This is a genomic window from Bacteroidota bacterium, assembly GCA_005882315.1.
GTDB lineage: Bacteria > Bacteroidota > Bacteroidia > Chitinophagales > Chitinophagaceae > VBAR01.
Map to the genome: position 1 here is coordinate 449,368 of VBAR01000003.1, position 24,604 is coordinate 473,971.

A 24,604-nucleotide genomic window follows, 5' to 3' on the forward strand; every position below is an offset into this window, starting at 1 on the left:
TATCTGCTACTAATCAACAGATAGTCATTCGAAAGATTATCTCCAATAAAATGAAACCAAATTATGGCACGGTTCTGGGCTAATGGTGGTTAGAACGATAAAAATCTTTTCAAATTACAGCTGAATCTGAAAGATTTCGTTTAGCATACTAATTTTTAAACCGCTAAAATTTATATCATGACAAATACAAACGAACCTATATCAACAACAACATATAGGCAAACGCCACGAAACAATAGTTCTAAAAACATTATTATCGGCGTTTTAGCAGTTGCCCTGATAGGTGTAACCGCTTATTTACTGGTTGACAAAACCAAAAACAATGAAGTTATTGTAGCACAGGAATCACAAATTGCCCAGGTAACCGATGAAAAAAGTGATGTGCAAAGAAGTTTTGATGAATCATTGGCCCGTCTCGATTCCATGGCAGGTGTCAATAGTGAGATGTCAAATAAATTGACTGAAAAAAATTCTGAGATCGCAAAAACAAAAGCTGAAATACGCAGTATCCTAAATAAGAAAAACGCAACAGCAGCAGAATTGGCAAGAGCTAAAGTCCTGATCACATCATTAAATGATAAGATAGTTGTTATGGAAGCTGATATGGCACGTTTAACCCAGGACAACCAGGTATTAACACAGGAGAAAGTTGTACTGACAGAAGAGAAAACAAAATTAACAGAAGACCTTACAGCTACAAATATTATCAAAGAAGATCTTACAAAGAAAGTTGATATCGCTTCCACATTAAATGCTTCTAATATCGCCATTACACCAGTGAATATAAAAAGCAGTGGCAAAGAAAAAACGACAGAAACTGCAAAACGTGTTGACAAACTAATGATATCATTTGATGTAAACAACCGTATTGCTGAACCAGGTATGACCGATGTGTTTGTGGTTGTTACCGGACCGGACGGTAAACCCGTATCAACAGAAGCATTAGGTTCAGGAACTTTTACAACCCGTGAAGAAGGTGACAAATCATTTACTACCAAATTACCGGTTGAGATAGTGACAGCACAAAAGAAAGCAGTACAGTTTTCTTATACACAGCCTAATGATTTTATGCTCGGAAAATATACGATACAAATTTATCAGAATGGATTTTTGATTGGCGAAGGCGTTCGTGAATTGAAAAAAGGCGGATTGTTTAGTTAGATTTTTATTTACAAAGTTTAATTTTCAAAATCCTTTAAAAAAAGAAGCAGCTCATACGACTGCTTCTTTTTTTATAAATTAGTCCTCCGGTAATAAAATAAGTTTAAACATGGCTCAGGTTGGATAATTGAAGTTAAACCATCCAAAAAGGGATTAAAGAACCGCCATAAATACCACGAAAGAGGTATTTGCCATGGCATAATAATTACTTAGTATTGTGTAATCAAAAATCAATACCGTGTTAGAAAAAGAATTTCAATATTTTTTAGACAACCAAGCTGACCTATTTAAACAATTCCCTTATCAGTACCTGGCTTTAAAAGATCAAAAAGTTATTGGAGTTTATGATAACAAAATTGATGCATACTTTCAAACACAGGAACAACATGAGGTGGATAGTTTTTTAATTCAATTTTGTTCTCTCAACCAAGAGGCATTTACCCAGGATTCTATTCAAAATTCCATGATTGCATAATGGAATAGAATCATTCATCTGCATTTCTACATACTGGCCACGTGGCTTTTATTTACAAAAACGAATTAAGCCTAAGAAAAATATGTTATCTTAATCGTATGGAAGTTCATCACCATGCTCATACTGCAAGAAAAAAATGGACCCATTATTTCTGGGAATTTTTTATGCTTTTCCTGGCTGTGACGGCAGGATTCCTTGTGGAAAATCAACGTGAACATTTCATTGAGCACAAAAGGGAAAAACAATTCATAATTACAATGATTGAAGACCTGAAAAGCGATACTATTCAAATAATGCAAAACATTGTTTACAGAAAAAAAAGAGAGAGCATGTGTGATTCTCTCATCAGCTGCCTGAATGATTACAGGAACAAAGGCAGTGATACATATTATTATGCCCGCAATCTCAGCCGCCCCCAGTATTTCTCTCCAAATGATCGTACGCTGCAACAACTTAAAAATTCGGGGGCATTACGATTGATCAGGAATCTACCCGCATCGGATAGCATCATGTCATATGATCAGCAAATCAGATATCTCTTGATATTAAGCGAAGACGAACGAAGTATTCGTGATGGTTTCAGGGACCTGGTAGGAACTATTTTCGATGGCAACATCCTTTACTCGCAGATTGATACAACCGATTTTGCAAATTATAACAAGCCGGCCGGCAACCCGCTTTTGTTTATGCAAGATGCTTTTTCAATCAATAAAATAATTTCATCAAGCCAATACTTAAAAACAGTGATAAGAGGAGTGAGGGTAAGGCAGGAAAGATTAAAAACAATGGCGGGTAACTTAATTATATTCCTTAAGAAAGAATATCATATTCAATAAACTCGCTATCAAACGAGAGACACGCAACGTGCCTTTATTTTTTACATACAACTAACGGGGGCAGAAAGAGGATTTAAAAACCTATCGCCACCAATAACTTTGCAATCATTTTGCCAGCATAAAAGTAAGCGGGGAAAGCAGCAATAATCCATACAATTAATTTCGGAATCAGAAACGGGGTCTTATACAGCTTATAAAAATCGTAACATGCATAAATCGCCCAGATACCCACAAAAACCGCTGTGATATATTCACCGGTATTGTCTTTATAATGAATGCCCAAAAGTGAAGTAATGGTAATGTGAGTTATATGAAATATAAATGTAAATGAGAATAAATAAAATGAAACACAAAATACCTCCACGTAATTTAATTTGGGCCGGGCAAGGATCAGCCAATTTAGGAGAGCTGTTACAGGTAAGATAAGAATATCAATTAAGCTCCTGTATTTTTGAATAATATTGAGAGTGGAAGCGTCCCATGTAACTAAAGTAGAAGTAGTTCTATTCTCGAAATGGGTAAAGTGATTAGCCAGGTACCAGGTGAAAAGATAAATGGTGATCCATATTAATAAAAAGCTTACTGGTTTGTGATAAGCTTTTCTCTTTCCATCGAGATAGTTTTTGCAAAGCCTGCCTGGATGTATGATAAGCTGACCGGTTGTTTTCAAAAATCCTTTTTCTATATGAGTGAAAAAATGAAACACTTCTTCTCCCAGGCTATGCCAGGTAAGTCTTTTTACTTCAGCCTTCTGTCCGCACCGGGAACAATAGCTTTCGTTTACCGGGGCATTGCAGTTTAAGCAGGTTATGGACATGTCAAGGATTTAGATTGGAAGATAATTGTTTTTACTGCTTCGTTACATATTAAGTCACATGAGAGAGATCAATTACAGGATTGTATGATCGATCATTTATATAACCCGATTTTTTTCATGAGCTCAATATAACGTGGGTCATTGCGCAGGTTCTGCAAACGTGGCTCCATCTTCAGGTATCGTACTGAACCTGATTTTTCTTCGTAAGCTTTTTGCAGCCATTCCAACGCCTTTTCTTTATCGTTAAGTCCGGCATATACAAGAGCAAAGAAAAATGGAGACACAGGTTCCTGTTTGCTCACAACAAATAAAGTATCCAAAACTTTATGTGCTCCTGCAATATTTCCACTTGATGCATAAACATGTCCAAGTGCAGCAAGAAAATTTGGATTATTGTGTGAAAGTTCTAATGCAGATTGGTAATCTTTGATCGCTTCACCAAACATTTTCTTTTGTTGGTAAGCCATACCACGTATCCAACGGGCACCCGCTGACTTTGGATTCAACTCCAGTGTTTTTTGCTCCTGGCTGATTGCATCATCATATCTTCCCGCAGAAATATAAGCCATCCCCAGGTCAGCATTAATACGGGTTGACAGTGGATCAAGCTCCCTGGCTTTCTCCATCTGGGTAACTGCTTCATTTGTTTTTCCTATGGCTGTGAGGCAGAGCGCAAACCAATGATGAGCCAGTACATAACTTTGATCTAATGCAATAGCTTTTCGAAAACCTTCTTCTGCACTTTTCCATTTCCACTCATGCAAGTCGATATGTGCAAGAGAATTATGCGCCTCGGCAAGATTCTCATTTATCTTTAATGCCCGTAGAGCCGCATCTTTTGCTTTTGAAGTTGATTCATCAAAAGACATTAACTCATAGTCATAGAGAGTAAGGTACGTATCTGCCAATCCGGAGTATGCCCCGGCATAATTGGAATCCTTCTTTATTGCATCTTGAAAATATCCAATTGCTTTTTTTATCCCTTCATCTGTTCTCGTGTTCCAGTGATAGCGTCCTTTCAGATAATCCTCATAAGCTTCAGGATTTTTGGTGAAACTTCCTGCTAACTGGTTTGGTTGTTTACCACTTAGCTTGATCTTTAAAATGTCAACGATCATCTTTGAAATTTCATCCTGTAATGCAAATACATCTTTCAACTCCCGGTCATATGTTTCAGACCATAGATGAGTTCCTTTACTTACTTCGATCAACTGCGCTGTAATGCGGATCGTATTACCCGATTTGCGGATACTGCCTTCCAGTATATTATCAACACCCAGGTTCTCACCAATCTTCCGGACATCAAGATTTTTTCCTTTAAAAGAAAAAGATGAAGTACGAGAGATCACTTTTAAACCCTGGATCTTTGCCAAAAGATTTAATAATTCTTCACTCATGCCATCACTGAAGTATTCCTGGTCTTTTGCAGGGCTCATATCTACAAAGGGGAGTACGGCAATGGATTGCTCGTTTGATGCATCAGCTTTCCCAGCAAAGAATGTTTTGTAAATTAAAAAACCAGCTACACAAAAGAGGATGATCAACGATGCTACAATAATGACCTGTTTCTTTCCTGATCTTTTCTTTAGTTTCCCTTCCATCTTACTCCGCTGCGGAATTGACAATCCTTCATTGGTCAATGCAAATATTTCCAATGGCTTTCTGACATTTTTAAATTCGAATTGACCCAGCGAAATAGATGTAAAGGAAGAATTGTTTTTTATTTTATCATGAAATTCAGCAGAAACTAAAATATTGTTCTCTTGTCCCAGTGATTGAACCCTTGAGGCCACATTCACTCCATCACCCAATGCTTTTTCATTTTCAAAAAAAACTTCACCGATGTGTAAACCGATACGTAATGGGACTGCAGGATCGTTTTTCAATTCCTTTTGAACAGCAAGAGCACAATTAGCTGCATCGGTAGCGCTTTGGAAAATACAAAGGCTTCCATCGCCATAATAATTTAATACCTGGCCATTATATTGCTTTACTAATTCTTCAAGGGAGGAGTTATAATGTTTTATTACCGCTACTGCCTTTTGCTCATCGGCCTGCATCATGCCCGTGTAACCGACTATATCGGTGAACATAATGGCGGCGAGCTGGCGGGCTTGGTTCATTGAATTTGTTCTTTATATCCGGTCGTAATTCTCTTTTTACTTAAGCTAAAATGTTAGCAGTGTGGATCAGTAGTTGAATATACCATTAATTTTTATGGGAAGCTGAATAAGAAAATGCGTGGCAATGTCACAATTTCATCCTGCTGACTGTGATCTTTTCATTTCTTTAGCCACATTCGTATAGGCCCATACTGTAATTGTACCAATAACGATCAACCCCACACATGAAAGCCAGAACGAGCCATCTGTTCCGGTTTCCCATATCAATGGTTGCGGTACAGCAGATTGCTGCCATTCTGATTGACCACGAAGCAATAAGTCCATGCTCCCAAATACATTGCCCACTGCATGAAGAATCATTCCTGGTAAAATAGAATTTGTGATATAAGCAAGCATGCCATAAATAGTTGCCACAGAAAAATAAAATGGCAACAAAGCGAATGTGGTCTCAGGGTGAGTAAAGTGCATAAACCCGAAAAAAGATCCTGTCACCACAATAGCAATTACGGGGCCATGGCGTTGTTCAATAGGTTTCTGCATATAACCGCGGAAAGCAGTTTCTTCGACGACACCCGCAAAAGCAGCACTCATAAGTAATATAAAAAATAAAGATGCAAAAGGAACGTGTGATAATTCTGATACATCCTGTTTCGGCAGCTTTATCATACGGTTTAGCAGGCCTGAAAAAATTACAAGAGATACTAAACCTAATATACCTGCTACGATCGCTGAACCCCATACTTCGCTACTGAGTTGATTTGACCTTGCTGTTTTTTTTCTTATTGCAGCAGTGGAGCGGGGCCAACCGGCTCCATTTACATATTTCCAGAAAAACCAGAGATAAATGGAAGCAGGTATTATGCACCATGGAACTGAAGGAAGATGATCAAGATTTAAACGAACAAGAAATGCCCAGGGTATTGTTCCTGCAATCGCAACGATTAGACCAGTAATAATGGCCTGTATTAATGGAGGAAAGCGATTCCACATAAAGCCGGCTTTAATAAATCATTTTGTTGAAAGTCATCTATGACATGAATTAGAAGCAGAAATATTGGTTTATTAAATTCACTAAGTTCATTCACTGAAACGCCATTCCGATCTTTCTCTCTTTTAATTTTTCTGATATCTCTGTAAGAATAAGCGGATCATCGATGGTAGGAGGTGTAGTATATTCAACACCATCGGCAATCTTGCAAATGATCTTACGAAGAATTTTTCCTGATCTTGTCTTTGGTAATCTTTTTACGATCGTTGCATTTTTAAACCAGGCTACTGCACCAATTTTTTCCCTGATCAAATTAACCAGTTCTTCTTCCAATTTACTTTCTTCAATTGCAGTACCATCTTTTAATAACACCAATGCAACGGGTCGTTGACCTCTTAACTCATCTGCAATTCCAACAACTGCACATTCGGCTACGGCATCATGCATCGCTACAATTTCTTCCATTCCTCCCGTGCTCAACCGATGGCCGGCAACATTGATCACATCATCAATACGGCCCATGATATAGAAATATCCATCATTGTCTTTATGACCTCCATCACCCGTTAAATAATATCCCGGAAATTTTTCGAGATACCCTTTGCGGAAGCGTTCATCATTTTTCCAAAGTGTGGGCAAACAACCCGGAGGCAATGGCAATTTTGCTAACACCATTCCTTCAACATTTCCTCCCAATTGTTGGCCATCTTCAGAAAAAATTTCAATATCATATCCGCAAACAGGCATTCCTGCCGAACCAGCTTTTGGTTCGAAATGTTCAATACCCATCATGATACCAAGCATGGGCCAACCACTTTCTGTTTGCCACCAATGATCAACAACAGGACAATGCAACAGATCATTTATCCAATGATAAGTGGGAGGATCACAACGTTCGCCTGCAACAAATAATGTTTTGAAATGACTGAGATCATATTGCTCCAATAATTTTCCTTTGGGATCTTCTTTCTTTATTGCACGAATAGCCGTAGGTGCAGTGAACAAAGCTTTTACTTTATGTTGCTCGATCACCCGCCAAAAAGAACCAGCATCAGGTGTTCTCACCGGTTTACCTTCATACATAATAGTAGTGCATCCATGCAGTAAGGGAGCATAGATGGTGTAAGAATGACCAACTGTCCAACCAATATCACTTGCCGCCCAAAATACATCACCCGGATCCATATTATAAAAACTCTTCATGCTGAATTTTAACGCAGTCGCATAACCGCCATTATCTCTTATAACACCTTTTGGCTTTCCTGTAGTGCCTGAAGTATAAATGATGTATAAAGGATCTGTTGATAATAAAGGAACACAATCAGCAGCAGCACCGTTCTCCAGTATTTCTGAAAAATCAAGTTCATCTTTTCCATTTAAATTATCATACCCCGGTTTACGCTGGAAAAATATCTTATAGGCAGGTTTGTGTTGTGATTCGTTGATCGCATCATCAACAAGTGGTTTATAAGGTATCGTTTTATCAATTTCAATTCCATAGGAGGCAGAGATGATCGCTGTGGGTTGCGCATCATCAATGCGAACACTTAACTCATGTGGAGCAAAACCACCAAACACTACAGAATGAATGGCGCCTATCCTTGCACAGGCCAGCATCGCAATGGCCGCCTCGGGTATAACGGGCATATAAATCACAATAGTATCACCTTTTGTAATTCCAAGATCTTGCAAGCCACCTGCAAATTTTGCAACTGCATCTCTTAGCTCAGCGTAAGAATATTTTTTTATGGTATTCGTAACCGGCGAATCATAGATCAATGCAGTTTGTTCGCCTCTTCCTTGCTCTATATGAAAGTCAAGACAGAGATAACAAGTATTCATTTCACCATCAGCAAACCAGGTATAAAAACCTTTCTCATTCTTGCTTAAAATATTCGAAGGCTCCTTGAACCATTTCAATTGCCGGGCTTGTTCAGCCCAGAATTTTTCTTTTTCATTTATGCTATACTGGTAAATTTCTTTGTAGTTCATAGTAAAGAAAAGTTACTACAAAAAACTAATATAGCTAAAGTTATCGTTTATTTTATCTTGATGCCTTGATGGTTTATCTGCAAAATTTTTTGTTTAGCTCTCCAAGATTCTTCTTTATAAGACACATTTATTTAGATTGGGCGAAGACTAGTCTGAGAAGGATTACGTAACTTTCTTATCAAACACATTATATGCGTCGCAACATTTTTATTTTACTTTTCAGTTTTTCTTTCAATTTCTTATCAGCACAAAAAGACGCAAGACCAAATATCATTTATATCATGACAGATGATCTTGGTTATGCAGATCTCAGTTGTTATGGAAGAAAAGATTATCAAACACCCAACCTCGATAAGTTATGTGCCCAAGGTGTAAAGTTCATGAATGCCTATGCAGCAGCACCTGTATGCACGCCAACAAGAGTTGCTTTTATTACAGGGCGTTATCCCGCACGGCTAACAGTTGGATTGTATGAGCCTATTGCGGACGATAGTCTTGTAGGATTAACTTCTGAAACACCCTCAATAGCAACGTTGTTGAAGAAAGCAGGCTATGAAACTTATCTTGTTGGAAAATGGCATTTGGGATATCAACCTGAGCATACACCCAATAAAAACGGCTTTGATTATTTTTTCGGATTTAAATCCGGCGCAACCGATTATATTTCTCATACTGCTTTTCGTGGCGAACCTGATCTTTATGAGAATGATAAACCAATAGAGAAGAGTGGTTATATCACGGATATACTCGGTGAAAAGGCAATTGAAGTTATAAAACAGCGACACCAGAAACCTTTCTTTCTTTCACTAATGTTCAGTGCACCTCACTGGCCATGGCAGGCACCCGGAGATAAGCCTGTGGCTCCTGGTAATGGTACTGAATGGAGTAAAGGTGGCTCGCCGCAGGTTTATGCCGCAATGATGAAAAGCCTTGACGATGCAGTGGGTAATGTTGTGAAAGCGATCGATGATCTTAACTTGTCCAATAATACAGTGATCATTTTCACAAGTGATAATGGTGGTGAAAAATTTTCTGACAACGGAATTTATAAAGGTGGGAAAATGCAATTATGGGAAGGTGGTATTCGTGAGCCGGCGTTCGTTAGATGGACAGGAAAACTTAAGGAAGCTTCAATAACAACACAGGTTTCTACAACCATGGACTGGACAGCAACAATACTTGCTCTTGCAGGAGCCAGGGCAGATAAAAATTTTCCTTTAGATGGGATAGATCTGATGCCGGTGCTAACGGGGGAAAAAACTGAAGTACCAAGAACGCTGTACTGGAGAATTTTTCAGCGCAGAAAACATTATGCTATTCGTGACGGCAGTTGGAAATGGTTGCGTGATGAAAAAGGTGAGGAATATCTTTTTGATCTGTCTGTTGACCCCTCAGAGAAAAATAATATAAAGGAAAAATTCCCGGACGCTTTTTTGAAATTGAAGAACAAATTCATTGCATGGGAGAAAACGGTACTTGCACCAATTCCTTTACAGTAAAAACTCATCTTTTGTACTAAAGTTCAATAACCGTTTGACAAGCTCAGGGTGATGAGATCCCGCAATAAAATCATATTCAGTTGAACCAAACTGCATAGCCCTGCCTTCTTAGATCTAAAGCAAGTTTTTTTTCCATCAGTAAAGCTTCCTGCCTTGTCATTGGCTTACTGTTCAAATGTTCGTAAAGACTGGGACGTAAATAGCTCCCGTATTTTTGAGGGATATAGGCAGATAGTTTGTATCCCTTCTTATTTATATATCCTGTTTTATGTTGCTTGAATCTTTCTGCCGGGGTTTTACTCGTCATTCCTACATAAAGACATTGAAGCACTCCATTAAATTGTGGATTAGCTTCCCTGAATCGGGTGTTTTCAGTAAACACTCGTTTTGATAGCTCGATAACGTAAACGTAGTATCTCATTCCTGGAACAAATATCTTTCTTTTACAGCTAACATGTAATTGGCTTGTAACGTTATGTTTCTTTACGTAATGGGGCTTTCTTAATTATGGACACGATCCAGGGCGGAGGAATCCCGGCCGGGAGGGAAAAAATATTGATTGCATTGAAACAATGGCACGAATTTTCTGTACCTTCTGTTATGAAAGAAAAAACAGCCAATCAACGAATGGAGGAGTGGTTCGAAAGTATGGTGAGTATAGCATTAAAAATATACGGGCACCCGCTTACATTTGTTATTGCTTTTTTTTTAGTGCTCTTTTTTCTTGTTCAAAGCATAAGGCACTATACATATCTGCAGGAGCTTATCCGTGACATTATTGTTTCTATTACGTTTCTCAGTTTTTTTATTATTCAAAAAGCTGTCAACAAGACCTCAGCATCTATACGTATAAAAATTAATGAACTGATCCTAAGTCATGATAAAGCAAACAATGAGCTGCTGGATATAGAGGAAAAAACTGAAACAGAACTTGAAGAGATGACGGATAAACATACAGACGAGGCGAACAGATCATCCCAAACTAATATAACTGCTTAAAAATGTTTTACATTCTTCCATTCCGTTGCGTGGTACAATTGCCCACTTAATATCTTAGTTTTGCTTTATGCAGAAAAATCTCCAGCAATCATGGCAATCAAAGCTTCATGAAACGATCTATGAATCAAATACTACTGCTGGTAAAATATTTGATAAGGCACTCCTGGTTCTCATCCTGGGTTCTATTGTCGTTGTGATGCTTGATAGCATTAAGGTTTACCATAATAAATATGGAGATCTCTTTTTTGTACTGGAATGGGTTTTCACAGGTTTGTTCACCATAGAATATATACTCCGCCTGGTTAGTATAAAAAAACCATTGGGATATGTATTTTCATTTTTGGGAATTATAGACCTGCTGGCCATCATTCCATCTTACCTCAGTATATTCTTTGTTGGTGCACAATCACTACTGGTATTACGGGCACTCCGGCTTTTACGCATCTTCCGAATTTTTAAACTTACTCATTTCCTGACTGAGATGGAGTTTCTAAAAACTGCCATTTATTCCAGTTTAAAAAAGATCTTCATCTTTATGCTGGTCGTATTGGCCATGGTCATAATCCTCGGATCGATCATGTATCTTGTTGAGAATGGTGAAAATGGATTCAGTAGCATTCCAGATAGTATTTACTGGGCTATCGTTACAATAACTACAGTTGGCTATGGCGATATTTCACCAGTAACTCCATTAGGAAAATTCATTGCATCCATCGTAATGTTTATAGGCTATGGTATCATTGCCGTACCTACAGGAATCATCACGACTGACATAGCTTTAGCAGTACGAAGTAAAAAGCATGGACATGAAACATGCCCGGGCTGTGGGGAGGAAGGGCATGATCGTAATGCAAAATTTTGCAAGTATTGCGGCTCTGCATTATAAATGACTTCAATCGTTTCATTGCCTGGAGACACGAACCAAGGGGGAGGAGACAAAAATTAAATACAATGCTAAAAGCTTTCATCATAGGAACAATACTATTCACACTTTGCAAGCAGCAAACATTCGCCCAGCCGGCTGATACTACTCACACAATAAAGAAAAGTCTACCGGCTTTTTTGAAAGGCACATTCGGGGATGATTATGGAGAACAATATACTATAAACGATACCATTTGGTTGCAGCAACCCAGTCTTAAATATCATATCATTATTTGCGATACAACAGAACAATACATTCTAGTACAAAATGATAAAACTAATAAAACAAATGGCGGGTTGTTTACCCGGATCGACTACATGAATTTCACGGGCATGGAACCTTATCATTGGGGGTTTTGTTTAACAATTTATAATGCGAATACTTTGGAAACTGCTAAAGCAACAATTATAGCTGACAGAAAAAACCCTAAAATTGGTTGTAACGGTTTCCCATTTTCACGAATGAAAAGATTGTAATTATAGTTTCTTAAGGTGCCAACCATCAAATGGTTTTACTGTTGCACAATTGGGTCCGCCATCTCGTCCTGTTCCGGGAACAATTGTTTCTAAAATAGAATTGGTATCAGCAATTAATTTATCAATATCCTTCCAGTCAATTCCTGTCAAAGGAATTTTAAGTCTTCTTGACCAGGCGGTGCCTATTTGCCCTGCGCAAGTTCCTATATCAATATAAATAAATTTACTGCCGGTTGGGCCTTGAACATAAGGCCCGGAAAATTTTGGAAGCGGGTCTTTGTTTCTTTCGCCTTTTATTTTAACAGGAAACTTAAATAATAGATCCAGACCAGCCGATCTTTGCTTTTGAATTGTTTCATAATTATTCCCAGATCCTTTTTGCAATCCAAAATCCACATCCTTTGTCGGCTTGATCAGAATAATTTGAAGTGTTATTTCTGTTTCCATAATTAAAACCAAATATCAAATTATTTAAAGAAGAAAACAACCGGGGTCTGCCCGTATCTTTCTTTTGTTATTTTTTTAGGGACAAAATTTTGGCTGATAGAACTATTTAGAGTTTCCCGATCATTACTTCCACATCAAAACCCAACTTGTTTTTGAATTCTTTGATGAATGTTTCGTTGAATGGTGGCCAATTCCAAAATATAAATCCAAGATTACTTTCAGGTAACTTCGATACATCTCCATCTTCATCATCCCAAAATTGTCCCGGATGAAAAACTTGTGTTTCTGTAATAATATCGAGGCCATTTGTTATTAAATCAAAAGGTAAATACTCTGGTTCATCAACAACACTTTTTGCCCCATGCGAAACACTATACCCATTGTCAGAACCTAAAGTGCAATCTGATAATTCAGGTTTCACAATATCTTTTGCTATTAACCAATTAAGAATTTCATTTGCCTTAGCTTTCCTTTCAGGATAATCTTTGGTTTTTGGAATTATGGAAATGTAAGTATCACTCATAAGTTAAAGGTAAAAGATTTGCAAATTCAATATTAATCTATGCTGCATCATTCTTTTGTTTGTAATTTCTTAGGAGCAAGACTCGAGCAGAGGGAAAATGTCACGACGATAGCAATTATTTCAAATTTGACAATCGTTTATAAATAGACGTTTGAATTATCAAATAAAACACCTCCCAACTATTCTTTGAATCACTTACCATAAATTTTTTATGTCGTTCAAAAGGTGGAATTTGTTCTGAGAATTGCTCGGCAAGTTTACGACGGAATGTATTGTACCTGGCTTTTTGTATATCATTATTTTCACCAAAGCCCATGTCTGACCAAAGTATCAATTTTTCCCTGTAACCTAATTCTAAGATTTTACCCATTTCCCACAATACACCTGGGGAAGTATCCGGTCTATAAATAATTAAATGACTATCTCTCATTAGTTTTAAAACTTCTTCCTGCCATGTGTCATTTGAAAATCTTTTTCGATCAAACCCAATTTCAGGAAGGTCTTCCTCGGGTTTACCAACGGCTATGAGATGATGGTTCAGATGAATTAATTTATTTGCTAAATCAAGCTCTTTCGGAACTAGTTTCATTATTTCAATGTTTCCTCCTCCACCATCATCTCCGTCAACAAGAAAATTCCTTAAATAGAGGAATTTTGGTGCGTTAGCTATTTCTCTTTCCCGATGAATTCTTTCAAAATCATTTTTTTTTGTTTTCTTCCTTATTGCATAGAAAGTTAAAACTACAATTACTATGAGAAGATAAATTAGGTACATTAGTAGGAGGGGGCACTTAATATATAAATTGAGACCATAAGGAGAGCAATAAGCGCAATAACTGTGATAACCAGAGATGTTGTTGCCTTATCAATTGCCTTTTGAAAAGCTGCAATCTCTTCAGGTTCCTGGGTTTGTTCAAGGTTTATCTTTAGTTTATTTCTTCTTGAAATTTGTGATATCAAGATGATTATATTAAATATAAAAAAAATAGGAATGAGAATCATATTATGGCTTTTAAATGAAAATGACAAAAAAGGTTAACTAAAGATAACTTGAATAAATTGACAAGTCAATTACCTCTTAGTAGTATTTTTCTTCCCTACATTAATATTCGTTCCGTTTCGTGGGAACACTCAACTGGGCTTTTTATTACGGACACGAACCAGGACAGAGAGAGTAATTTTTGATTACCGTCTCAAATTAAGTTTGTTTGCAATATCCATTATAAATTTTGCAATAACGTTAATAGCCTTTGTCACATCTACAGATGATATCTTTAATACATTTCCATCAATTGTTTTTCCGTTTCGATGAACAATATCATGCCTAACTAATACACATCTAATTGGCTTTTCTAAATCAGGAAAATCGATTTCAAACGTATTTTGATACATTTCTTTTACACGGCTTAAATCATGATAGATAATTTTCAATAGGATTGATTTGACCGTCTCATTTAAATTATCGTATTGTTCAAATATATCTCGAAGCTCAAGCTTCCTTTGCCTAAACTCAGGGTATGTTTGTACAAACTTTTTAAACAAAATTTTGTCAGTCATACATCGATTGATAAAAGCATCCGATAAAAATGTTTCCATGGTTGCAATTAATCCGGTATAAATCTGCATTTTTAGTATCGTGTTTAATTCTTTATCCTTTAAATCAACAGCATTCAATTTTTTTAGTTTATTAATGCCTGATTTAAACGTTTCAAGTAAATCTACATTAGCTGAGATGGCTTCATATTGGTTAATTTCATATTCAATTTCTTCTTTTGATATTTCATCAATTTTTATGCTAGGAATTTCATCTGAGCTTTCCATCTTAATATAGGCATCGTCATTACCGACATACATTGTTAGCCAATAGCTTTCATTACAATCATCACAAATCGCTTCATGGTCTTCGTGGACATAACTGTCTTTCGAATTTTTGGCAAATAAATTTGAATCATGGACAGGAAGATATCCGCTAAATACTTCAGCTTGACAATATGGACAAGCAAACCTGATGTTGATGTAATCAGCATCGGACGCATTAAAAAAGTGCTTTTTTGAATCCATGAAGCGAAGGATTTGGTATAGATAAAGTTAAATAGTAATAATCATAAAGAATGATTGTTGATTAGAATTCCCAATCGTACAAGAGTGCGACGCAACAGAAGCTTAATAGTAGCAACAAAGCTGGTTACATAAAAATCCTCCACATCCAATATCTTAGCACTCAAATAAACCAGCATGCAACAAATCATAGAATGTGTTCCCAATTTCAGCGAGGGGCGGGACATGAATATCATTAAACAGATAACGGATGAGATAGAAGCAGTGGAAGGAGTGAGGCTGCTGAATGTGGACCCGGGCAAGGCAACTAACCGTACCGTGGTAACTTTTGTAGGCAACCCGCAAGCCGTGGTGGAAGCGGCTTTCCGTGCTATTAAAAAAGCCGGTGAGCTGATCGATATGAGTAAACATAAAGGCGAGCATCCCCGCATGGGTGCCACAGATGTATGCCCGTTGATACCGATCGCCAATATTAGCATGGAAGAAACGGCGCAATATGCACAGCAGTTGGCCAAACGTGTGGGTGAGGAGTTACTGCTGCCCGTGTACCTGTATGAAGCGGCGCAGGCAGATAAGAGCCGCAGCAATCTTTCTGTGATCCGTGCCGGTGAGTATGAAGGATTTTTTAAAAAGATATTGCAACTATTGCCTGATCATGGCCCCGCAATATTTGATGTAAAACGCGGCGGCACTGTGATCGGCGCCAGAGATTTTTTGGTGGCTTATAATGTAAACCTGAATACAACTTCTACCCGTCGTGCCAATGCGATTGCGTTTGATGTTCGTGAAGCGGGGAGGAGGATAAAAGATGATAGTGGAGAGATGATAGTTGTTCCAGGCTCGTTAAAGTCAGTAAAGGCGATTGGATGGTACATAGAAGAGTATGGTGTTGCACAGATAAGTATCAATCTTACCAATATAAATATTACGCCGGTGCATATTGCTTTTGATGAAGTATGTAAAAAAGCAGATGCCCGTGGTATTCGTGTTACCGGTTCTGAGTTGGTTGGATTGATCCCGTTGAAAGCAATGCTGGATGCAGGTAAATATTTTCTGCAAAAACAAAAACGTTCAACCGGTGTTTCAGAAAAAGAATTAATAAAGATCGCTGTGAAATCGTTGGGGCTTGATGAACTCGGGCCATTTAAACCTGAAGAAAAAATAATTGAATACATGTTGCGTGATAAAGCCGAAAGCAAACTCGTCAACATGAAGCTGAATGATTTTGCAGATGAAACAGCAAGTGAAAGTCCGGCGCCGGGTGGCGGTTCTATTGCTGCTTATGTTGGTTCGCTGGGTGTTTCACTGGCGACGATGGTTGCTAATCTTTCATCGCATAAAAAAGGTTGGGATGATAGATGGGAGGAGTTCAGCAATTGGGCAGAGAAAGGCCAGCAGTATAAAGATGAGTTGCTGCGACTGGTAGATGCAGATACAAAAGCCTTTAATCATATTATGTCGGCGATGAGTTTGCCAAAAGCAACGGATGAGGAAAAAATTACCCGCAAAAAAGCAATTGCCGATGCTACACGGTTTGCCATCGAAATTCCTTTTAAAGTAATGCAGGCTTCTTATGATAGTATGGAAGTAATAAAGGAGATGGCAGAGGTTGGCAATCCGAATTCCGTTTCGGATGCAGGTGTTGGTGCCCTCTGTGCCCGCAGTGCCGTGATGGGAGCTTTCATGAATGTTCGCATTAATGCGGCTGGGTATGATGATGCTTCGTTTGTTGCTGATGTGGTGAAGAAGGGGAGGGAGATCGAGGATAAGGCTAAGAAATTAGAGATTGAGATTTTGGATATTGTGAATGGGAAAATTGGGATATAGGGTTTCACGCAAAGACGCCAGGTGAAATACAAAAGACGCAAAGAATGATCTGTCTTAGTAATGTCTTTGCGTCTTGCTCAAATCTTTGCGCCTTGGCGTGAAATAAAAATTCAATAGCTTTATAAATAGAATCTTTTAAAAATGGAAAAGCAAAATATACAGGAAGCCGCAGAGCCACCGGTTAAGAAACAATCTGCTATGCAGCATTTGAAAATTTATAATAAAGCAGATATTCTTTCGCTTACAAGGATCCGCCGCTTTGAAACCAAATTAGGTGAACGTTTACAGGTGATACAGGATGCGAATGATATTGCAAAGTCCCTTGCAACATCAACTGCCAAGTACATATTGTTCGGTGTGCCGGAAGACCTGGGAGCAAAAGGAAATCTGGGCATTGGTGGTACAGATACTTTATGGATCCCTTTTTTACAATCATTCCTGAATATTCAAAGCAATGATTTTTTTGATGGGGGAGAAGTATTGCTGCTCGGCCATTTTGATTTTGGAGATATACAATACCTGATCGATACCACAGCAAAAAGTGATGATGAAAAAATAGAAGCCTATCGTCATGCTGTGAATGCGATCGATGATGAAGTGGAACAGTTAGCAAAGATCATCGCAGAAACAAAGAAGATACCATTGGTAATTGGTGGCGGGCATAATAATACTTATCCATTAATAAAAGGAACTGCAAAAGGCTGGCATAAAGCAGGAGTGATTCCGTTGGCGCAAATTAATTGTATCAATTTGGATGCGCATGCTGATTACCGCCCGATGGAAGGAAGACATAGCGGTAATGCATTCCGCTATGCTGAAGAAGATGGTTACCTGCAGAAATATTGCATTATCGGTTTGCATGAAAATTATTTACCACAGAATGTTTGGATCGATATTGTAAACAATCCTTTTATTGATTGTCTTACTTACGAAGATATTTTTGTGCATGAGAAAAGAAGTTTTATGCAGGCTGTTGCACATGCCACCGGTTTTACTGAAGACTCCTTATGCGGAATAGATGTTGATATTGATTGCATCGAACATACACTCAGCAGTGCTATGACACCGGTTGGCATTCTTCCGAATCATGCACGTCAATACATTTCTTTTGTTGCTGCTGACAGCAAACCTGCTTATCTCCATATTTGCGAAGGAGCAACACGATTATCCGATGGCAGAACTGATGCCACCAGCGGTAAACTAGTTAGTTATTTGGTGAGTGATTTTGTAAAGGCGAGGGAATCTGTTAATACATAAAAAAGCCCGTCAATAAAAACGGGCTTTGCATTTGAATATTCGTCTAAATGGTTATGCTGGAATTTTGAGTTTCCATCCTGGTTCAATATGATCAGGATCTTTTATCTTGTCTTTATTCGCTTCATAAATTTCTTTCCATTTCACGCCCAACTTTTTTCCAATCTTTGAAAGGCTGTCGCCTTTAACAACTTCGTACTCGGTTGGAGCCGCACCCGCCATTACATTTATATTCATTACCAAATCACCTGAGCGGTAATCGGGATCCAGTTTTCCATATGCATCCCATATTTTTTTCTTTGCAGCTTCAGAGGGGGCATTGCCATCTATATATAGCACACCGTCTTGCTCCCGCACCTGTAAATTGGTTATGCCTGCTGCATAGCCAACATTTACCAGTTCACCATATTTATCTTTTAGTGCCATAGTGGTATGTTTTATTTTATTACAAGTTTGTTTTCAACTTTTTTAGGCTTTAATGAATTCAAAGCCATCATTAGTTTTTGGAGATCAGCCTTTTTAATTTCACCGGTAAGCGTAACTACTCCATCATTAATAGAAGCTGATACGCCGGCAAAATCCTTAACAACATTGTCTACGCTAACTTTTAACGGATCGTCAGGTGTAATAACAACCTGTGGCGGAGGAGAAAATATGGTTAAATTATTTACAACAGCTGTTACACCTTTAACATCTTTAGCTGCTCTTTCAGCTTCAGATTTTGCATTAGCATCTTTTACCTCGCCGGTCAGTGTAGCTGTTCCATCATTTACACCTACCATTACCATTGAAAGATCGGGATTGGATGCATAGGCTTTATCTATAGACGCTTTTATATCAGCATCTTTTACTTTGGCCTTGCATGAAGTTATAAAAGCAGATAAAATAAGAACAGAAAATGGGATTGCAAACACACGGAAAATCGTTTTACTCATAAAATTGGTTTTAGATGATAAGAAAGTGAGTGTAGTTATTTTCAAAAAAATATTTTTCGCCTTCATTTTTGAATTGCGAAAGACTTGCGGAAAAAATCATGCCACAGTAAGCAATAGAAAAAAGATTTTACTATCGGGTAGCGATAATCAGTTTATCTAAACATTAATTGTTTAAACTCTTTAAAGCAAGGAATAGTTTTTTGACAGACTAAAAAACCGGGGAAATGATCTTTATATCTGCTTTACTGAATGCAGTTTTAAATCTCGCCAATACTTTTGCAGCTTCTGAAGTTTTCTTTTGAAGTACTAATGCATTGAATAATCCATACAATGCCCATCCGTTTTCATTATTGTTCAGCAGATCTTTCCTGAAAACTTTTTCTGCATTTATACCATCTTTATTTTGCAGGTAAGCGTTACCTGAAAAATGTTTCGGGTTCAGCATCCAGTCCCTCGGCTCTGTGTAAATCATATTTTCTTCGGTAGCCACAGCTTTGTCAAAAGCAACAATGGCATCAGCTTTCCTGTTTTCTTTTAAAGCAATTGTACCAATTAATAAATGCTCTGCAGTCATAGCCCCTTCGATAACAGGAGAGAATGGTGTTAAAGGTATTTGAAGTGAACTGTCTTTCATCAGTTGTTGCAGTTCAGTTAATTCCTGTTTTGCTTCCACCATTCTTGATCGATTGGCTAAAGCCATGCTTCTTCCGAAATGATAAAGGATATTTCCATAAATATGTTCGCTTGCAGGTTGTGGTTCTTTCAGTAATTCATCCCATTTACCAAAACGAATATAATGCAGCACCGGTGTCATATGAATATACTGCAACACATTACCCATCGGTGCAGGTAATGATAAATAATCCGCGGGCACACTGTTTCGTGTTTCAAATGCAGCTTCTTCAGATGTTTTATAATTTCCTGACAGCATTGCATTATTTGCCTTCATGTGCAGGTTATGAATAATGTACAGGAAATCGGCGCCTGTAACCGGGGCATATAGCGGTATCATTTTTTTATAGCTGCTGACAGCAAAATTGTTTACAGTAACAGCTTTGTCATACATCCCTGTTCGCAGGTAAATATGTGATGGCATATGCACAACATGTGAAAGACCGGGGTTTGTTTTTCCCAAACGTTCTGCACTGGGCAAAGCTTTAGCTGCAAAAGGTGAAGGTTCCATCACATGAATATAATAGTGATTGGCGGCTGGGTGCATTGGCGATTTTACCAATAGCTTTTCCAGCACTTCTCTTATTAACGGAGTCCATGGCTTAGGAGTGCCATCTATCTTCCACAGATCCCAGGGATGTTGCAGCATCATTGCGTCAGCATACAAAGCAGCAACATCAGCATCGTTTGGAAGTTTCTTGTAAACTTCTTTCATTTCATCAATATACACCTGGTTTAGGGCCTTCCTGTCTTCTGTTGAATCGCCAGTGTATCTTGATCGCTGTGCCCGTATCAGCATCTCTTCTTTCTCAGTGCAATCACCACAAGTTTCAATAGCTCTTCCGGCTGCGAGGTATGCATTATAAGAAGCAGTATAACCATAATCATTAATGTTAGGGCCGTACGCTAATGCCTGTGCCCAATAAAGCATGGCACAACTTGGGTCAAACTTAGTAGCTTTTTTAAATGAAGCCATTGCTTCAATAATGTGAAAGCTGTAATACATATTGATGCCTTGGTTAAAATAAAACTGTGCACTGTCATTCTTTGTAGAGATTTTCCATTTATAGATCCCGGCACCGGGAATAACAGGAATATCGTTTTCTTCGATCCAGGCGTCTAACTCATTCCAATCAGGTGAGCAGCGAATAAGATTTTTCTTTTTGTACTCAGCAACATTAAATGGTGTTACTGTTTTTTGCTTTTCTGAAAAGCGAAAAGCTAATAAAACAGTTGTTGACAGAATAGCGATTGCAAAAATGAAACGGGCTTTCATATCAAGGGTTTTATTTGCAGAAGGTACAAAGTTTACCCTTGTTTTGATTCCAACTCTACAATTTTCTCAAAAACCTGTTCGTATTGAGTATTTAACCGCTCTAATTGAGTGGCGGCTTCCTTATATGCATTTTCAGCCTGTATAAATTTTTGCTTATCGGAATAAATAGACGGATCAGTTAGTGAAGCTTCCAATTCATCTTTTTGTTTTTTTAGTACAGCAATCTTTTCCTCTAATTGTTGAAAATTGCGTTGCTGTTTCTGCAATTCTTTTTTTTGTTCTTTGGCCCCCCCGCCCCCCGAAGGGGGGATCATAGAAGATTCTTTAGTATTGGTGGTTTTGCTTTCTTTACTATTTTTTTCAACAACTGACTTATTTGAACTATTTGACTTTTTTGATTCAGATTTTTTTACATCCCATTTACTTAAAGACATTTCGTTGCCAGTACTCTTAACTCCTGACTTCTGACTACCGATTCCTGACTCCTGTCTCTTCTTCCACTCAACCCATTCTTCATACCCGCCTTTGAATTCTTTTATTTCATGATCTACTATTTCCCATATCTTATTTGCTGTTTTAGAAACGAAATAACGGTCGTGGCTAACAAGGATCATCGTTCCTTCATATTTATTCAATGCCTCGATCAATAGATCGCAGCTATGCATGTCTAAGTGGTTGGTCGGTTCATCCAGCATCAGGAAATTGGCTTTACTTACAATAGTTTTTGCCAATGCCACCCTTGCTTTTTCACCACCACTTAAAATTTTTATTTTCTTATCGCTGTCATCGCCACTAAAAAGAAAACAACCCAGCAATGAACGTAATTCAAGATCGTTCATCTGGCTGCCACATTCTTTCATTTCATCCAGGATGGTATTATTAATATTCAACGCTTCCAACTGGTGCTGCGCATAAAAGCTTTCTTCTACATTATGTCCCCATCTTCTTTCGCCTTCACCTTCAATAGTAAAAGGCTCTACACCCGCAATAATTCGCAACAGCGTTGATTTACCTTTTCCGTTGGCGCCTATCAATGCGATCTTATCGCCCCGTTCTATTTCTGCTGTAGCATTTTTAATGATCAGGTTATCGCCAAATGATTTGGAAATATTTTTTAATTCCACCAATACTTTACCCGGCGTTTTATCCAACCTGAAATTGATACGGATATTGGGTCGTTCAATAGAAGCTTCTTCTATTCGATCCAACTTATCCAATTTTTTCATAAGACTCTGCGCCATCGCTGCTTTACTTGCTTTAGCACGGAAACGTTCGATCAATCTCTCATTCTGCCGGATATAATCCTGCTGGTTATCAAAAGCTTTTTGTTGTAACTCAACCCGTATGGCTTTTTCTCTTTCATAGTAATCGTAGTTGCCGGTATAAATATGCAGTTGCTGCTGGTATACTTCAACAATTTTTGTAACCATCCGGTTCAAAAAATATTTATCGTGACTTACAATTACTACTGAGCCCTGGTAGTGCAGCAAATATTTCTCCAGCCATTCAATTGAAGGAAGATCGAGGTGATTGGTAGGCTCATCCAATAATAACAGATCGGGTTGCTGTAAGATCATTTTTGCAAGCAGTACCCGCATCCGCCATCCACCACTGAATTCCTTATAAGGTCTTTTCAGATCTGCATTTGCAAAACCTAAGCCCTGTAAAATCTCTTCTGTCTTGTGATGAATATTATAGCCACCCAATGTTTCCAATTCGTGCAAACGATCTGTGTATTCATGCAAGGTTTTTTCATCACCGGTTTTTTCCAGTTCAATACCCAATACTTCAATTTCTTTTTCCAGTTGTAAAACTCTTTCAAAAGCACTGAGTGCTACTTCTAAAATAGAATCGTTGGTATCAAAACTTAACAGGTCCTGGTGAAGATACCCGATAGATGTGCTTTTGCTTTTTTCCACAGCACCCTCAGAAGGAGAGTACTCACCGGCAAATAATTTAAGGATAGTTGATTTTCCTGTTCCGTTATACCCGATAAGGCCAATACGTTCATTGGGATGGATATGCCATGTGGCATCCTCGATGAGGATACGGGAGCCGAATTCGAATGTGACGTTTGTAAGTCCTGCTAACATTTTCGTGAATTGTGAATTGTGAATTGTGAATGGTGAATGATGAATAGAGTCTGATAAAAGAAAAATTTAATCTATCAGCCCCGATAAGATTTTAAAACATTTAATTATAGATTCACCTAATCGTTCAAGTGACATTTTTTCAAGATAGCCCAATTGTTGAGCTATATCAAGTGCAGCATCAATTTCTACCAATGAACTGCGTGATATTTCATAAAATCTTTTTCTTTCGACTTCTGATTTTCTGGACGCACCCTCTGCTAGATTCAAATGCACAGATAAAGCTGCTCTTCGTATCTGAGAAATCATAGCAAATTTTTCTGAATCAGGTAATTGCCTCTTCAGTTTATAACACTCTGCAACAAACAGCATAGATACAGGGTAAATATCCAGTTTCTGATGATTAAGTTTCAAAAACATATTATTTAGTTTATGGTTACTGGCTTGATAACAGAGCCTTTTCTATTTAAAACCGCTCAAATTCACAATTGACCATTCACCATTCACAAAAATAATGCTTTCTAAACTGCTAACGCTTTCAATTACCTTTGCAAAAATTTAAATTTTTATGAAAAAAGGGATCGCGGTTTTGGGTCTTTTGCTGCTGGTTTCGGCCGCAGTGTTGTATTTTTTTGTATTTAATAAAAATAAGGACGAAAAAACAGGAAACCAAGGTGAACAGAAGGCTGCCGGCGTTGTTATCAGCAAACATAGTGAGGGATTTAATCAATCGGTGGAAAGTTTCATGAATGCCTATTATATGATGGTCGAAGGTTTTGTGAAATGGGATACTGCGGTTGTAAGAAAAGAGTCGGCTGCATTTAAAACTGAGCTGGATAATTTCAAAATTGATGAGCTGAAAACGGATTCTTTATTATATACGGATGCAACAAGAATTTGGAATGCGGTAAAAGCTGAAACATCAGCTATTGTTGGCGACAATGAACTTAGCGAGCAAAGAGGTTCCCTGAATATAATGTCACAGGCATTATATGAACTGCTGAATAAAATACAATACGATAAAGCAAAAGTTTATTTCCAGGAATGCCCGATGGCTTTTAATGATGCCCAGGCTGGTAACTGGCTAAGCCCGGGATCAGCGGTCAGGAATCCTTATCTCGGTACATCACACCCAAAATATCATAGTGGTATGCTGAAATGTGGTGGCACAAAAGATTCAGTTAATTTTATATCGGCATCCAATTGATCAACTGACAAACCTTTCACCCTT

24 protein-coding genes are annotated in these 24,604 nt (G+C 38.0%); 10 read left to right on the forward strand and 14 right to left on the reverse strand.

Features of this window, described 5'->3' with window-relative positions; all coding sequences use genetic code 11:
* Positions 1-177 precede the first annotated feature (177 nt).
* From E6H07_15360 to E6H07_15370, 3 genes are all read left to right on the forward strand, one after another.
* Positions 178-1,161 (forward strand): hypothetical protein, encoded by a 984-nt coding sequence (locus E6H07_15360; protein TMI62783.1) that lies wholly within the window; start codon positions 178-180, stop codon positions 1,159-1,161.
* 238 nt (positions 1,162-1,399) lie between these two features.
* The gene (locus E6H07_15365; GenBank protein ID TMI62784.1) at positions 1,400-1,636 is read left to right on the forward strand and encodes a hypothetical protein; all 237 of its coding nucleotides are present in this window, start codon (positions 1,400-1,402) and stop codon (positions 1,634-1,636) included.
* Between the two features lie 98 nt (positions 1,637-1,734).
* Positions 1,735-2,472 (forward strand): hypothetical protein, encoded by a 738-nt coding sequence (locus E6H07_15370; protein ID TMI62785.1) that lies wholly within the window; start codon positions 1,735-1,737, stop codon positions 2,470-2,472.
* A 73-nt stretch (positions 2,473-2,545) separates the two neighbouring features.
* Here the strand turns inward: E6H07_15370 and E6H07_15375 are convergent, their stop codons facing one another.
* From E6H07_15375 to E6H07_15390, 4 genes are all read right to left on the reverse strand, one after another.
* A complete protein-coding gene (locus tag E6H07_15375) occupies positions 2,546-3,289 on the reverse strand; it encodes a DUF3667 domain-containing protein (GenBank protein ID TMI62786.1) in 744 nt (247 codons plus the stop codon).
* A 92-nt stretch (positions 3,290-3,381) separates the two neighbouring features.
* The gene (locus E6H07_15380) at positions 3,382-5,412 is read right to left on the reverse strand and encodes a tetratricopeptide repeat protein (protein ID TMI62787.1); all 2,031 of its coding nucleotides are present in this window, start codon (positions 5,410-5,412) and stop codon (positions 3,382-3,384) included.
* Positions 5,413-5,547: 135 nt separating this feature from the next.
* On the reverse strand, positions 5,548-6,402 hold the full coding sequence (locus E6H07_15385) for a CPBP family intramembrane metalloprotease (GenBank protein ID TMI62788.1): 855 nt from the start codon (positions 6,400-6,402) through the stop codon (positions 5,548-5,550).
* 91 nt (positions 6,403-6,493) lie between these two features.
* Entirely contained in the window at positions 6,494-8,392 is a 1,899-nt protein-coding gene (locus tag E6H07_15390) for a propionyl-CoA synthetase (protein ID TMI62789.1), read from the reverse strand.
* A 191-nt stretch (positions 8,393-8,583) separates the two neighbouring features.
* On the opposite strand from E6H07_15390, the gene E6H07_15395 reads away from it, so the two are divergent.
* The gene (locus E6H07_15395) at positions 8,584-9,891 is read left to right on the forward strand and encodes a twin-arginine translocation pathway signal protein (GenBank protein ID TMI62790.1); all 1,308 of its coding nucleotides are present in this window, start codon (positions 8,584-8,586) and stop codon (positions 9,889-9,891) included.
* Positions 9,892-9,967: 76 nt separating this feature from the next.
* Here the strand turns inward: E6H07_15395 and E6H07_15400 are convergent, their stop codons facing one another.
* Entirely contained in the window at positions 9,968-10,312 is a 345-nt protein-coding gene (locus tag E6H07_15400) for a ribose-5-phosphate isomerase (protein ID TMI62791.1), read from the reverse strand.
* A gap of 86 nt (positions 10,313-10,398) precedes the next feature.
* On the opposite strand from E6H07_15400, the gene E6H07_15405 reads away from it, so the two are divergent.
* The 3 genes from E6H07_15405 to E6H07_15415 all read left to right on the forward strand — a co-directional run bounded on the left by E6H07_15405 (position 10,399) and on the right by E6H07_15415 (position 12,291).
* Complete coding sequence (locus E6H07_15405) at positions 10,399-10,890, forward strand: low affinity iron permease family protein (GenBank protein TMI62792.1); 492 nt, start codon at positions 10,399-10,401, stop codon at positions 10,888-10,890.
* Positions 10,891-10,957: 67 nt separating this feature from the next.
* Positions 10,958-11,776 carry an ion transporter gene (locus E6H07_15410; GenBank protein ID TMI62793.1) on the forward strand — a complete coding sequence of 273 codons (819 nt, stop codon included), beginning with the start codon at positions 10,958-10,960 and terminating at the stop codon, positions 11,774-11,776.
* A gap of 65 nt (positions 11,777-11,841) precedes the next feature.
* Positions 11,842-12,291, forward strand: a complete 450-nt coding sequence (locus tag E6H07_15415; protein TMI62794.1) for a hypothetical protein — start codon at positions 11,842-11,844, stop codon at positions 12,289-12,291.
* On the opposite strand, the gene E6H07_15420 is transcribed toward E6H07_15415, so the two are convergent.
* The 4 genes from E6H07_15420 to E6H07_15435 all read right to left on the reverse strand — a co-directional run bounded on the left by E6H07_15420 (position 12,292) and on the right by E6H07_15435 (position 15,322).
* On the reverse strand, positions 12,292-12,738 hold the full coding sequence (locus E6H07_15420; protein TMI62795.1) for a hypothetical protein: 447 nt from the start codon (positions 12,736-12,738) through the stop codon (positions 12,292-12,294).
* A 106-nt stretch (positions 12,739-12,844) separates the two neighbouring features.
* On the reverse strand, positions 12,845-13,261 hold the full coding sequence (locus E6H07_15425; protein ID TMI62796.1) for a hypothetical protein: 417 nt from the start codon (positions 13,259-13,261) through the stop codon (positions 12,845-12,847).
* Positions 13,262-13,376: 115 nt separating this feature from the next.
* Positions 13,377-14,036, reverse strand: a complete 660-nt coding sequence (locus tag E6H07_15430) for a hypothetical protein (GenBank protein ID TMI62797.1) — start codon at positions 14,034-14,036, stop codon at positions 13,377-13,379.
* Positions 14,037-14,446: 410 nt separating this feature from the next.
* Positions 14,447-15,322: a hypothetical protein gene (locus E6H07_15435; protein TMI62798.1), complete on the reverse strand. Its 876-nt coding sequence runs from the start codon at positions 15,320-15,322 to the stop codon at positions 14,447-14,449.
* 174 nt (positions 15,323-15,496) lie between these two features.
* Between E6H07_15435 and ftcD the strand changes: the two genes are divergently transcribed.
* A complete protein-coding gene (gene ftcD, locus E6H07_15440) occupies positions 15,497-17,146 on the forward strand; it encodes a glutamate formimidoyltransferase (protein TMI62799.1) in 1,650 nt (549 codons plus the stop codon).
* 198 nt (positions 17,147-17,344) lie between these two features.
* Positions 17,345-18,403 (forward strand): arginase, encoded by a 1,059-nt coding sequence (locus tag E6H07_15445; GenBank protein ID TMI63085.1) that lies wholly within the window; start codon positions 17,345-17,347, stop codon positions 18,401-18,403.
* A 51-nt stretch (positions 18,404-18,454) separates the two neighbouring features.
* Here the strand turns inward: E6H07_15445 and E6H07_15450 are convergent, their stop codons facing one another.
* The 5 genes from E6H07_15450 to E6H07_15470 form a co-directional block, all read right to left on the reverse strand.
* A complete protein-coding gene (locus E6H07_15450; protein ID TMI62800.1) occupies positions 18,455-18,826 on the reverse strand; it encodes a LysM peptidoglycan-binding domain-containing protein in 372 nt (123 codons plus the stop codon).
* A gap of 11 nt (positions 18,827-18,837) precedes the next feature.
* Positions 18,838-19,335, reverse strand: a complete 498-nt coding sequence (locus E6H07_15455) for a BON domain-containing protein (protein TMI62801.1) — start codon at positions 19,333-19,335, stop codon at positions 18,838-18,840.
* A gap of 208 nt (positions 19,336-19,543) precedes the next feature.
* Positions 19,544-21,283 (reverse strand): hypothetical protein, encoded by a 1,740-nt coding sequence (locus E6H07_15460; protein ID TMI62802.1) that lies wholly within the window; start codon positions 21,281-21,283, stop codon positions 19,544-19,546.
* A 32-nt stretch (positions 21,284-21,315) separates the two neighbouring features.
* Positions 21,316-23,376, reverse strand: a complete 2,061-nt coding sequence (locus E6H07_15465) for an ABC-F family ATP-binding cassette domain-containing protein (GenBank protein TMI62803.1) — start codon at positions 23,374-23,376, stop codon at positions 21,316-21,318.
* Between the two features lie 66 nt (positions 23,377-23,442).
* Positions 23,443-23,793: a four helix bundle protein gene (locus E6H07_15470; protein ID TMI62804.1), complete on the reverse strand. Its 351-nt coding sequence runs from the start codon at positions 23,791-23,793 to the stop codon at positions 23,443-23,445.
* Between the two features lie 148 nt (positions 23,794-23,941).
* On the opposite strand from E6H07_15470, the gene E6H07_15475 reads away from it, so the two are divergent.
* Positions 23,942-24,580, forward strand: a complete 639-nt coding sequence (locus E6H07_15475; GenBank protein ID TMI62805.1) for a DUF3347 domain-containing protein — start codon at positions 23,942-23,944, stop codon at positions 24,578-24,580.
* The last annotated feature ends 24 nt before the right edge of the window (positions 24,581-24,604 follow it).

What these genes read in the sequence shown, in the direction of transcription:
- E6H07_15410 (TMI62793.1), top strand. Translation starts at nt 10,958, where the DNA reads ATGCAGAAAAATCTCCAGCAATCATGGCAATCAAAGCTTCATGAAACG.
- E6H07_15370 (TMI62785.1), top strand. Translation starts at nt 1,735, where the DNA reads ATGGAAGTTCATCACCATGCTCATACTGCAAGAAAAAAATGGACCCAT.
- E6H07_15450 (TMI62800.1), bottom strand. Translation starts at nt 18,826, where the DNA reads ATGGCACTAAAAGATAAATATGGTGAACTGGTAAATGTTGGCTATGCA.
- E6H07_15380 (TMI62787.1), bottom strand. Translation starts at nt 5,412, where the DNA reads ATGAACCAAGCCCGCCAGCTCGCCGCCATTATGTTCACCGATATAGTC.
- E6H07_15455 (TMI62801.1), bottom strand. Translation starts at nt 19,335, where the DNA reads ATGAGTAAAACGATTTTCCGTGTGTTTGCAATCCCATTTTCTGTTCTT.
- E6H07_15470 (TMI62804.1), bottom strand. Translation starts at nt 23,793, where the DNA reads ATGTTTTTGAAACTTAATCATCAGAAACTGGATATTTACCCTGTATCT.
- E6H07_15460 (TMI62802.1), bottom strand. Translation starts at nt 21,283, where the DNA reads ATGAAAGCCCGTTTCATTTTTGCAATCGCTATTCTGTCAACAACTGTT.
- E6H07_15405 (TMI62792.1), top strand. Translation starts at nt 10,399, where the DNA reads ATGGACACGATCCAGGGCGGAGGAATCCCGGCCGGGAGGGAAAAAATA.
- E6H07_15415 (TMI62794.1), top strand. Translation starts at nt 11,842, where the DNA reads ATGCTAAAAGCTTTCATCATAGGAACAATACTATTCACACTTTGCAAG.
- E6H07_15400 (TMI62791.1), bottom strand. Translation starts at nt 10,312, where the DNA reads ATGAGATACTACGTTTACGTTATCGAGCTATCAAAACGAGTGTTTACT.
- E6H07_15430 (TMI62797.1), bottom strand. Translation starts at nt 14,036, where the DNA reads ATGTACCTAATTTATCTTCTCATAGTAATTGTAGTTTTAACTTTCTAT.
- E6H07_15360 (TMI62783.1), top strand. Translation starts at nt 178, where the DNA reads ATGACAAATACAAACGAACCTATATCAACAACAACATATAGGCAAACG.
- E6H07_15395 (TMI62790.1), top strand. Translation starts at nt 8,584, where the DNA reads ATGCGTCGCAACATTTTTATTTTACTTTTCAGTTTTTCTTTCAATTTC.
- E6H07_15435 (TMI62798.1), bottom strand. Translation starts at nt 15,322, where the DNA reads ATGGATTCAAAAAAGCACTTTTTTAATGCGTCCGATGCTGATTACATC.
- ftcD (TMI62799.1), top strand. Translation starts at nt 15,497, where the DNA reads ATGCAACAAATCATAGAATGTGTTCCCAATTTCAGCGAGGGGCGGGAC.
- E6H07_15475 (TMI62805.1), top strand. Translation starts at nt 23,942, where the DNA reads ATGAAAAAAGGGATCGCGGTTTTGGGTCTTTTGCTGCTGGTTTCGGCC.
- E6H07_15420 (TMI62795.1), bottom strand. Translation starts at nt 12,738, where the DNA reads ATGGAAACAGAAATAACACTTCAAATTATTCTGATCAAGCCGACAAAG.
- E6H07_15425 (TMI62796.1), bottom strand. Translation starts at nt 13,261, where the DNA reads ATGAGTGATACTTACATTTCCATAATTCCAAAAACCAAAGATTATCCT.
- E6H07_15390 (TMI62789.1), bottom strand. Translation starts at nt 8,392, where the DNA reads ATGAACTACAAAGAAATTTACCAGTATAGCATAAATGAAAAAGAAAAA.
- E6H07_15465 (TMI62803.1), bottom strand. Translation starts at nt 23,376, where the DNA reads ATGTTAGCAGGACTTACAAACGTCACATTCGAATTCGGCTCCCGTATC.
- E6H07_15375 (TMI62786.1), bottom strand. Translation starts at nt 3,289, where the DNA reads ATGTCCATAACCTGCTTAAACTGCAATGCCCCGGTAAACGAAAGCTAT.
- E6H07_15385 (TMI62788.1), bottom strand. Translation starts at nt 6,402, where the DNA reads ATGTGGAATCGCTTTCCTCCATTAATACAGGCCATTATTACTGGTCTA.
- E6H07_15445 (TMI63085.1), top strand. Translation starts at nt 17,345, where the DNA reads ATGCAGCATTTGAAAATTTATAATAAAGCAGATATTCTTTCGCTTACA.